Source organism: Pseudomonas sp., from assembly GCF_050739995.1.
Classification (GTDB): domain Bacteria; phylum Pseudomonadota; class Gammaproteobacteria; order Pseudomonadales; family Pseudomonadaceae; genus Aquipseudomonas.
Genome location: NZ_JBOICG010000198.1, coordinates 1 through 9,342, shown reverse-complemented (window position 1 = coordinate 9,342; position 9,342 = coordinate 1). Strand labels below are relative to the sequence as shown.

10 protein-coding genes are annotated in these 9,342 nt (G+C 59.6%); 7 read left to right on the top strand and 3 right to left on the bottom strand.

All coding sequences use genetic code 11. The features are described from left to right. Window positions 1-255 (bottom strand): transporter substrate-binding domain-containing protein (locus ACRESD_RS06955; RefSeq protein ID WP_431750255.1); only part of this gene is annotated, 255 nt, incomplete at its 3' end. A gap of 134 nt (window positions 256-389) precedes the next feature. On the opposite strand from ACRESD_RS06955, the gene ACRESD_RS06950 reads away from it, so the two are divergent. Beyond that, window positions 390-830 carry a DUF4399 domain-containing protein gene (locus ACRESD_RS06950; RefSeq protein WP_431750254.1) on the top strand — a complete coding sequence of 147 codons (441 nt, stop codon included), beginning with the start codon at window positions 390-392 and terminating at the stop codon, window positions 828-830. A 65-nt stretch (window positions 831-895) separates the two neighbouring features. Here ACRESD_RS06950 and serA read toward each other — a convergent pair whose 3' ends face one another. After that, the gene (gene serA / locus ACRESD_RS06945; RefSeq protein ID WP_431750253.1) at window positions 896-2,125 is read right to left on the bottom strand and encodes a phosphoglycerate dehydrogenase; all 1,230 of its coding nucleotides are present in this window, start codon (window positions 2,123-2,125) and stop codon (window positions 896-898) included. 205 nt (window positions 2,126-2,330) lie between these two features. Between serA and ACRESD_RS06940 the strand changes: the two genes are divergently transcribed. The 4 genes from ACRESD_RS06940 (at window position 2,331) to ACRESD_RS06925 (ending at window position 6,438) form a co-directional block, all read left to right on the top strand. After that, entirely contained in the window at window positions 2,331-3,725 is a 1,395-nt protein-coding gene (locus ACRESD_RS06940; protein WP_431750252.1) for an FAD-binding oxidoreductase, read from the top strand. 22 nt (window positions 3,726-3,747) lie between these two features. Further along, entirely contained in the window at window positions 3,748-4,413 is a 666-nt protein-coding gene (locus tag ACRESD_RS06935; RefSeq protein ID WP_431750251.1) for a fumarylacetoacetate hydrolase family protein, read from the top strand. A gap of 187 nt (window positions 4,414-4,600) precedes the next feature. Further along, window positions 4,601-5,533, top strand: coding sequence for an SdiA-regulated domain-containing protein (locus ACRESD_RS06930; protein WP_431750250.1), 933 nt, complete (start codon window positions 4,601-4,603; stop codon window positions 5,531-5,533). Beyond that, window positions 5,533-6,438 carry an SdiA-regulated domain-containing protein gene (locus ACRESD_RS06925; RefSeq protein ID WP_431750249.1) on the top strand — a complete coding sequence of 302 codons (906 nt, stop codon included), beginning with the start codon at window positions 5,533-5,535 and terminating at the stop codon, window positions 6,436-6,438. The genes ACRESD_RS06930 and ACRESD_RS06925 overlap by 1 nt, the downstream gene beginning before the upstream one ends. Window positions 6,439-6,560: 122 nt before the next feature. On the opposite strand, the gene rpiA is transcribed toward ACRESD_RS06925, so the two are convergent. Beyond that, entirely contained in the window at window positions 6,561-7,232 is a 672-nt protein-coding gene (gene rpiA, locus ACRESD_RS06920; RefSeq protein ID WP_431750248.1) for a ribose-5-phosphate isomerase RpiA, read from the bottom strand. Between the two features lie 108 nt (window positions 7,233-7,340). Here rpiA and ilvA point away from each other — a divergent pair, with 108 nt between their 5' ends. Together ilvA and ACRESD_RS06910 are read left to right on the top strand one after the other, a co-directional pair. Then, window positions 7,341-8,885, top strand: a complete 1,545-nt coding sequence (gene ilvA, locus ACRESD_RS06915; protein WP_431750256.1) for a threonine ammonia-lyase, biosynthetic — start codon at window positions 7,341-7,343, stop codon at window positions 8,883-8,885. 40 nt (window positions 8,886-8,925) lie between these two features. Next, the gene (locus ACRESD_RS06910; protein WP_431750247.1) at window positions 8,926-9,339 is read left to right on the top strand and encodes a DUF2269 family protein; all 414 of its coding nucleotides are present in this window, start codon (window positions 8,926-8,928) and stop codon (window positions 9,337-9,339) included. Window positions 9,340-9,342: the final 3 nt, after the last annotated feature.

The window sequence follows — 9,342 nt, the reverse complement described above, 5'->3', positions numbered from 1 at the left end:
CTCGACGCCTGGCAACAGATCGCTGTCATCGGTGGTGATGAAGGACGGGCGTACGTCCATTTCCTTGGCCAATTGTTCACCCAACTCCACTTCAAAACCGGTTAGCTTATCGCCGTCCTTGAAGTTGAAGGGTGGTGTGTTGGCTTCAAGAGCGATGCGCAGTTCACCGCGATCAAACACTTCATCGATCAGTTCGGCATGAGCCAAAGGGCTCAGAAGGGACAGTAAAAGTACCAGGCCAGGCGAGAAACGCATGGTCGCTCCTAAAGAATTCATGTGTGCGAGGCCTTGTTCAGCATCGCTTTGCTATGGTGTTGAGTGCCTTGGACAGCAATTTGTCGCGAAGTTGTCATAACCCAACAGATTTCCTGCAGAAACTGGAGAAGCGAATGAAAGCCTTATTGTCCCGTGCAACGATTGCCAGCCTGCTGCTGGGTGCCTCGATGTTTGCCAGCGCCGCTGATGTCCCTCGTACGCCCGCTCCTAAAGGCGCCGAGGTGTTTATCGTCTCGCCCAAAGACGGCGCGACTGTCGATAAAACCTTCACCGTCAAATTCGGCGTCAAGGGCCTGGACCTGGAGCCGATCGACAAACAGGTGCCTGGCGCCGGCCATCATCACCTGCTGGTAGACCAGGACGTGACGTCGCTCAAGGCAGATGAAGCCATTCCAGCTACTGCCACGTCGATTCACTTCGGCAAGGCGCAAACCGAGACCGAACTGACACTGGCCCCAGGCAAGCACACCTTGCAACTGGTGGCGGGCGATAACGTGCACCGCCAGTTCGAGCCCACTGTAGCCTCGAAAGTGATCACGGTTAACGTCAAGTAAGATTTGTTCAGATGCAAAAAAGGGAGCCCCTCGGGGCTCCCTTTTTTTGTGGTGCGCTTGAAACCTTAGAACAACACGCGGCTACGGATAGTGCCGTTGATGTGCTGCAGCTTCTCTTGCGCCAGGTCCGAGTACTCGGCGTCGACGTCGATCACCACGTAGCCGACCTTCTCGTTGGTCTGCAGGAACTGACCGGAGATGTTGATGCCGTTTTCTGCGAAGACCTTGTTGATCTCCATCATCACGCCAGGGATGTTCTGGTGGATGTGCAGCAGACGGTGCTTGCCAGGGTGAGCCGGCAGGGCCACTTCCGGGAAGTTCACGGACGATACGGAAGTACCGTTGTCGCTGTACTTGACCAGTTTTTCCGACACTTCCAGGCCGATGTTGGCTTGGGCTTCGGCAGTGGAGCCGCCGATGTGCGGGGTCAGGATCACGTTGTCCAGGCCACGCAGCGGGCTTTCGAAGATGTCGTCGTTGGAGCGAGGCTCCACCGGGAACACGTCGATGGCGGCGCCGATCAGGTGCTTGTCCTTGATCGCTTCAGCCAGGGCGTCCAGTTCGACCACGGTGCCGCGTGCGGCGTTGATCAGGATGCCGCCTTTCTTGATGGCGCGGATTTCCTTCTCGCCGATCATCCACTGGGTCTCAGCGGTTTCCGGAACGTGCAGGGTCACGATGTCGGACATGCCCAGCAGCTCGGTCAGGCTGGCCACTTGCGTGGCGTTGCCCAATGGCAGCTTGGTCAGGGTGTCGTAGAAGAACACCTGCATGCCGAGGCCTTCAGCCAGGACCGACAATTGAGTGCCGATCGAACCGTAGCCGACGATACCCAGCTTTTTGCCACGGATTTCGAAGGAGTTGGCCGCACTCTTGATCCAGCCGCCACGGTGGCAGGAAGCGTTCTTCTCAGGAATGCCGCGCAACAACAGGATGGCCTCGGCCAGCACCAACTCCGCCACGGAGCGAGTGTTGGAGTACGGTGCGTTGAACACCGCGATGCCGCGCTCGCGCGCTGCGTTGAGGTCGACCTGGTTGGTGCCGATGCAGAAACAGCCGACCGCCACGAGTTTCTTGGCGTGATCGAAGATTTCTTCGGTCAGCTGAGTGCGGGAGCGAATGCCGATAAAGTGCGCGTCGGCGATCTTTTCCTTGAGCTGGGCTTCCGGCAGAGAACTGGTGATGTACTCAATGCTGGTGTACCCGGCGGCTTTCAGAACGTCGACAGCCGATGGGTGGACGCCTTCCAGAAGAAGGAACTTGATCTTGCTCTTATCGAGAGAAGTCTTGCTCATCTGCGTAAACCTGTATCCCGGAGAAAAATGGCAGGGAATCGAGCAGCGCAAGCTGACCCGGACGGCAGGAAAGCCGTCACCGCAGAAACGCCCTTGGGCTCTGTCCTGCGGGGGCGGTATGCTAGCATACGCGCCCCGCTAAACACCTATTCCTGCGACGTGAAGCGTTCTCAGGATGACCATGAATTGTTCGAGAGTTCTGTCGATGACCCATCCTGCCCTGATTGATGAGCTAAAGACCCTGGTTGAGCCTGGCAAAGTGCTGACCGATGCAGACTCCCTGGAGGCTTACGGCAAGGATTGGACCAAGCACTTCGCACCGGCGCCGACCGCCATCGTCTTCCCAAAGACCATTGAGCAGGTGCAGGCCATCGTCCGTTGGGCCAATGAACACAAGGTGGCGCTGGTGCCGTCCGGTGGTCGTACCGGCCTGTCGGCAGCCGCCGTTGCGGCGAATGGCGAGGTGGTGGTGTCGTTCGACTATATGAACCAGATCCTCGACGTGAACCTCACCGACCGCACCGCCGTGTGCCAGCCGGGCGTGGTCACCAAGCAGTTGCAGAACGCTGCCGAAGAACAGGGCCTGTACTACCCGGTGGACTTCGCTTCATCCGGTTCGAGCCAGATTGGTGGCAATATCGGCACCAATGCCGGCGGTATCAAGGTGATTCGCTACGGTATGACCCGCAATTGGGTGGCGGGCATGAAGGTCGTCACCGGCAAAGGCGATGTACTGGAACTGAACCGCGACCTGATCAAGAACGCCACCGGCTATGACATGCGTCAGCTGTTCATCGGCGCCGAGGGCACCCTGGGCTTTGTAGTCGAGGCCACCATGCGTCTGGACCGTGCGCCGAAGAACCTCACCGCCATGGTGCTCGGCACCACCGATTTCGACTCGATCATGCCGGTGCTGCACGCATTCCAGAGCAAGCTGGACCTGACCGCCTTCGAATTCTTCTCGGACAAGGCCTTGGCCAAAGTCCTCGGCCGTGGCGACGTGCCGGCACCGTTCGAAACCGAGTGCCCGTTCTACGCGCTGTTGGAATTCGAAGCTACCACTGAAGAAGTCGCCAACCACGCCCTGGAAACCTTCGAGCATTGCGTGGAGCAGGGCTGGGTGCTGGACGGCGTGATGAGCCAGAGCGAAACCCAGTTGCACAACCTGTGGAAGCTGCGCGAGTACATCTCCGAGACCATTTCCCACTGGACGCCGTACAAGAACGATATTTCGGTCACTGTCTCCAAAGTGCCGGCTTTCTTGAAGGAAATCGACGCGATCGTCGGCGAACATTACCCCGACTTCGAGATCGTCTGGTTCGGCCATATTGGCGACGGCAACCTGCACCTGAACATCCTCAAGCCGGAAAACCTGAGCAAGGACGAGTTCTTCGCCAAGTGCGCCACCGTGAACAAGTGGGTGTTCGAAACCGTCGAGAAGTACAACGGCTCGATCTCCGCCGAGCACGGCGTGGGCATGACCAAGCGCGATTACCTGACCTACAGCCGCTCGCCGGTTGAAATCGAATACATGAAGGCCGTCAAAGCGGTGTTCGACCCGAACGGGATCATGAACCCCGGCAAGATCTTCGCTGTTTAACCGCCCCCGTAGGAGTCGTTCCATGAGCTACCAGCACAAGTATGTCGACGGCACCAACATCCACTTCCCGGTGGGTAAAGTGGTGTGTATCGGGCGTAACTACGCCGAACATGCCAAGGAACTGGATAACCCGGTGCCGACCGAACCGTTGCTGTTCATCAAGCCGGGCAGTTGCGTCGTGCCGCTGGAGGGTGGCTTTACCATTCCGACCGAGCGCGGTTCGGTGCATTACGAGGCGGAAATCGCGGTATTGATCGGCAAGCCGTTATCGACCAAGCCCAGCCGTGAGGAAGTGTTGGACGCCATCTCTGGCTTCGCCCCGGCCCTGGACCTGACCCTGCGCGACAAGCAGGCCGAGCTGAAAGCCAAGGGCCTGCCCTGGGAAATCGCCAAGTCCTTTGACGGCGCGGCGGTGATTGCGCCGTTTGTGGTCGGCAGCACCTTCTCGGACGTGACCGATATCGGCATTCGCCTGACCATCAACGGCGAAGTGCGCCAGGATGGCAACAGCTCGCAGATGCTCAACCCGATCATTCCGATGATCCAGCACATGGCCGGCTGCTTCTCGCTGCAGGCGGGTGACGTGATCCTCACCGGCACCCCGGCCGGCGTGGGCCCGTTGAATGTCGGTGATGAGCTGGTGCTGGAATTGCCGGGCGTGAGCCGCTTCGAAAGCAGCGTTTGCTGACTTCCTGGCAAAACGCGGTAAGAAATGTGGGAAGGGGCAAGTCCCTCCCACATTTGATCTAAGTGTTACCGCTAAATTGGGTTTTTTGCATTTTTTTCACACGCCATCCGGATAATTCGCAACCTCCTGCGCGCGGGCTTTCTGATCCTGTGCTATGCCCTATAGCTGTCTTTTCGGAAAGCACTCAATGGCCGTGTCCCTCCCCACCTCGAAACCTAAGCTTCGTTCGCGTTTTGCCCTGCGTTGGTATTCCTGGCTGTTTCTGGTTGGCGTGATTATCTACGGCGTTTCCTGGGCAATGCACTGGGATGATCGGGGCCTGCTGTGGGTTGCCGAGCGCTTCGAAACGCCGGCCGAACGCCAAGCCAGCGTATGGTTGCCCGACTACCGTGCGGTGATCGACGCCAAATTGCTACCGGGTATGGAGAAGGACGAAGCCTCGGATGTTTCCTACAACCCGCAGACCAAGACCCTGTTTTCCGTAATGGGCAAGAACCCGTTCCTCGTCGAGTTGAGCTTGCAAGGCGATGTGCTGCGCAAGATGCCACTCAATGGCTGGAACAACCCGGAAGGTGTGACGGTGATGGAAAACGGCCTGATGGCCGTGGTGGACGAGCGTGAGCACAGCCTGACCGTGGTCAAGGTCGACGCGACCACCACCCAGTTGAACAAAGCAGACTTCACCAGTTATGACCTGGGCCCGTCCAAGGATCAGAACAAAGCCTTCGAGGGGGTCACCTGGGACAAGCGCAACCAGCAAATCGTGCTCGGCGAAGAGCGCCCACCGGCGCTGTTTACCTGGAAAAGCGACGGCAGCACGCTGACGGGCGACAAGCAAAAGGTCGCCAGCACCGAGCTGGACATGCGCAACCTGTCAGCCCTGGCCATCGACCCACGTACTGGGCACATGCTGGCGCTTTCGGCTGACTCCCATCTGCTTCTGGAGTTGGATGAGAAAGGCGAGCAAGTCAGCTTCATGGTCCTGCTCGGTGGTTTCAACGGCCTCAAGCACACCATCCCGCGTGCGGAAGGTGTCACGATGGATGAGGACGGTACGTTGTATATGGTCAGTGAGCCGAACTTGTTCTATCGCTTCGAAAAACAGAAACAGACTCCCTGATGCGTCGACTCGCCCGTCCCAAATCCGCGTTTTTCGTGCTGTTGCTGACAAGCCTGGTGGTCGCCGGGCTGGTCGCCCAGCACTTTCGCTTGTTTGAACGGGCCTGGTTCAACCTTCAGACGTGGCGTCATCCGGCCAGCGAGCGCTCCATTGGCCTGGCCGATTACCGTGTCATCCTTGAAGCCAAGGCCATCGAAGGGCTCAACGATGACGTCTCGGCGCTTACCTATGATCCGGTGCGCAAAAGCCTGTTCACGGTGACCAATAAAAACCCAGAGCTGATCGAGTTGTCCTTGGACGGCACGATTGTGCGGCGTATCCCGCTGATCGGGTTTGGCGATGCCGAGGCCGTGGAGTTCATCAGCGATAACATCTATGTGATCAGCGATGAGCGCCAGCAGCGGTTGATCAAGGTGCATGTGAACGACGACACTGAATTTCTCGATGCCGCCGATGCGGAGCAGATGACCCTGGGTGTGCATAGCGGCAGTAACAAAGGGTTCGAGGGCTTGGCCTACGATTCGGTGGGCAAGCGCCTGTTCGTGGCCAAAGAACGCGACCCGATGCTGATCTACGAGGTGCGTGGCTTTCCCCACTTCAAGCCGGAAAAAACCTACTCGGTGCATGTGATCAACAACCCCAAGCGTGACGCGGGACTGTTTGTGCGAGACCTGTCGAGCCTGCAATACGACGAGCGCAGCGGCCATTTGCTGGCGCTCTCGGATGAGTCGTTCCTGGTGCTGGAGCTGGACATCGACGGTCGCCCGCTGAGCAGTCTGTCACTGCTGAACGGGCGCCATGGCCTGACAAAACGGGTGCCCCAGGCCGAAGGGATCGCCATGGATGACGAAGGTACGCTGTACCTCGTCAGCGAGCCGAACCTGTTCTACGTCTTCAAGAAATGAATCCGATCCTCAGAGTGGCGAGGATCAAATGTGGGAGCTGGCTTGCCTGCGATACAGGCACCTCGGTCTGTCAGTCAAACTGAGGCAGGCAAGCCAGCTCCCACAAAAAAGCCTGGTGAGCGTCAGGCTTTGAGGGTTTTTACGCCTTCCGGGGTGCCGAGCAGCAACACGTCAGCAGGACGCGCCGCGAACAAACCATTGGTCACCACACCGACGATCGCATTGATCTGCGTCTCCAGCTCCACCGGGTTGGTGATCTGCAGGTTGAACACGTCGAGGATGATGTTGCCGTTGTCGGTCAGTACACCTTCGCGGTACACCGGGTCGCCGCCCAGTTTCACCAGCTCGCGCGCTACGTGGCTGCGGGCCATCGGGATCACTTCTACCGGTAGTGGGAAGGCACCGAGCACCGGCACCAGCTTGCTGGCGTCAGCGATGCAGATGAAGGTCTTGGCCACGGCCGCGACGATCTTCTCGCGGGTCAGGGCTGCGCCGCCGCCTTTGATCAGGTTCAGGTGCGCGTCGCTTTCATCGGCGCCGTCGACGTAGAACTCCAGGTCGCTCACGGTGTTGAGCTCGTACACCGGAATGCCATGGCCCTTGAGGCGTGCGGCGGTGGCTTCGGAACTGGCCACGGCGCCGTCGAACGCGCCCTTGTGCTGGGCCAGTGCGTCGATGAAGCAGTTGGCGGTGGAGCCGGTGCCGACACCGACGATGCTCTTGTCGTCGAGTTTGGGAAGGATTAAATCGACGGCGGCCTGGGCCACTGCCTGTTTGAGTTGATCCTGGGTCATGCGGGCTCCGGAACGGGCGGGGAGTTATCGAGGGGCGCGAGTATAACCCAACAAAACCTCGGGATTCGTGTGGTCGTCCGGTCAAAAGCCGGGTTAGACTCCTTGGCCCTGCCAAACCGTGAAAGTAGAAGCCCGCCGATGCTTGAACAGTACGTCAAAAAGATCCTCACCTCGCGCGTCTACGACGTTGCTGTAGAAACTCCGCTGCAGACCGCTCGCCAGCTCTCCGAGCGGTTGGGCAACAAGGTCTGGCTCAAGCGCGAAGACTTGCAGCCGGTGTTCTCGTTCAAGATTCGCGGCGCCTACAACAAGCTGACCCAACTGACCGCCGAAGAGCGTGCGCGCGGCGTGGTCACGGCCTCGGCGGGCAACCATGCCCAGGGGCTGGCCCTGGCGGCCAAGGTGCTGGGGGTGAAAGCCACCATCGTGATGCCCAAGACCACTCCCGAGATCAAGGTCGAAGGCGTGCGCTCCCGCGGCGGCAAAGTGGTCTTGCACGGCGATTCCTTCCCGGAAGCACTGGCTTACTCGCTGAAATTGGTCGACGAAAAAGGCTACGTCTACATCCACCCCTACGATGATCCGCACACCATTGCCGGGCAGGGCACCGTGGCGATGGAAATCCTGCGCCAGCACCCAGGGCCATTGGATGCGATTTTCGTACCGGTGGGCGGTGGCGGGTTGATCGCCGGTATTGCGGCGTATGTGAAATACCTGCGTCCGGAGATCAAGATTATCGGCGTGGAGCCGGACGACTCCAACTGCCTGCAAGCCGCCATGGCTGCCGGCGAGCGTGTGGTACTGCCAACCGTCGGTATCTTTGCCGATGGCGTGGCGGTGGCCCAGATCGGCCAGCACACCTTCGACATCTGCAAAGACTATGTAGATGAAGTGATCACCGTCAGCACCGACGAAATCTGTGCGGCGATCAAGGACATCTACGACGACACCCGCTCCATCACCGAGCCTGCGGGTGCATTGGGTGTGGCGGGCATCAAGAAGTACGTGGAGACCCGTAGCGTCAGCGGGCAGACCCTGGTGGCCATTGATTCCGGTGCCAACGTCAACTTCGACCGTTTGCGCCACGTCGCCGAGCGCGCTGAGTTGGGCGAAGGCCGCGAAGCGATCATCGCGGTGACCATCCCGGAGAAGCCGGGCAGCTTCAAGGCGTTCTGCGAAGCCGTGGGCAAACGCCAGATCACCGAATTCAACTACCGCTATCACTCCGGCAGCGAGGCGCATATCTTCGTCGGCGTGCAGACCCACCCGGAAACCGATCCGCGCAGCGCGTTGATCGCCAGCCTCACCAGCCAGGGCTTTCCGGTGTTGGACCTGACCGAGAACGAACTGGCCAAGCTGCACATTCGCCATATGGTCGGCGGGCACGCGGCCAAAGTCAGCGATGAGCTGGTGTTTCGCTTCGAGTTCCCAGAGCGTCCGGGGGCGTTGTTCAACTTTCTCAACAAGCTGGGCGGGCGCTGGAACATTTCCATGTTCCACTACCGCAACCACGGCGCGGCCGACGGTCGTGTGGTCGCGGGTCTGCAAGTGCCGGCGGACGAGCGTCATCTGGTGCCTGCGGCACTGGCGGAAATCGGCTACCCATACTGGGATGAAAGCGAAAACCCGGCCTACCAGCTGTTCCTCGGTTGAGCGACTACGCTGACTGAGCGGCCTTTAAGGAATCGAAACCATGGAAACGCTGACCACCCTCAAGGTTATCCACATCACCGCCACCGTGTTGTTGCTGCTCAGCGGCCTCGGGCTGGCGGTATTGGCCTGGCGCAAACGCAGCGCCGGCCCGGCGGCGACCGTGCAACGCCCGTGGGCGTTCATTTGGCTGCTGATGGGCATTTGCCTGGTGAGCATGCCGTTTACCGGCTGGTGGCTGGTGCACCTGATCGGCTGGCCACTGGGGCAGACCTGGATCCTGGGTTCCAGCATTCTCTACACCGTGGCGGCGCTGGCCTGGTTCTGGCTGGTGGCGCGGCTTAATCGCCTGCGCAAAGGCGAGGGCGGTAGCCTGAACTTCACCCTGGTGCTGGCGGTGGTCAGTCTGGTGGGGTTTGTGGCGATTGCCGGGTTGATGGGGGCTAAACCTGTTTAAGGC

Bases quoted from the DNA above. Each gene is read 5' to 3' on its own strand.
- ACRESD_RS06950 (WP_431750254.1), top strand. From the start codon at position 390: ATGAAAGCCTTATTGTCCCGTGCAACGATTGCCAGCCTGCTGCTGGGT.
- ACRESD_RS06940 (WP_431750252.1), top strand. From the start codon at position 2,331: ATGACCCATCCTGCCCTGATTGATGAGCTAAAGACCCTGGTTGAGCCT.
- rpiA (WP_431750248.1), bottom strand. From the start codon at position 7,232: ATGACCCAGGATCAACTCAAACAGGCAGTGGCCCAGGCCGCCGTCGAT.
- ACRESD_RS06910 (WP_431750247.1), top strand. From the start codon at position 8,926: ATGGAAACGCTGACCACCCTCAAGGTTATCCACATCACCGCCACCGTG.
- serA (WP_431750253.1), bottom strand. From the start codon at position 2,125: ATGAGCAAGACTTCTCTCGATAAGAGCAAGATCAAGTTCCTTCTTCTG.
- ACRESD_RS06930 (WP_431750250.1), top strand. From the start codon at position 4,601: ATGGCCGTGTCCCTCCCCACCTCGAAACCTAAGCTTCGTTCGCGTTTT.
- ACRESD_RS06925 (WP_431750249.1), top strand. From the start codon at position 5,533: ATGCGTCGACTCGCCCGTCCCAAATCCGCGTTTTTCGTGCTGTTGCTG.
- ACRESD_RS06935 (WP_431750251.1), top strand. From the start codon at position 3,748: ATGAGCTACCAGCACAAGTATGTCGACGGCACCAACATCCACTTCCCG.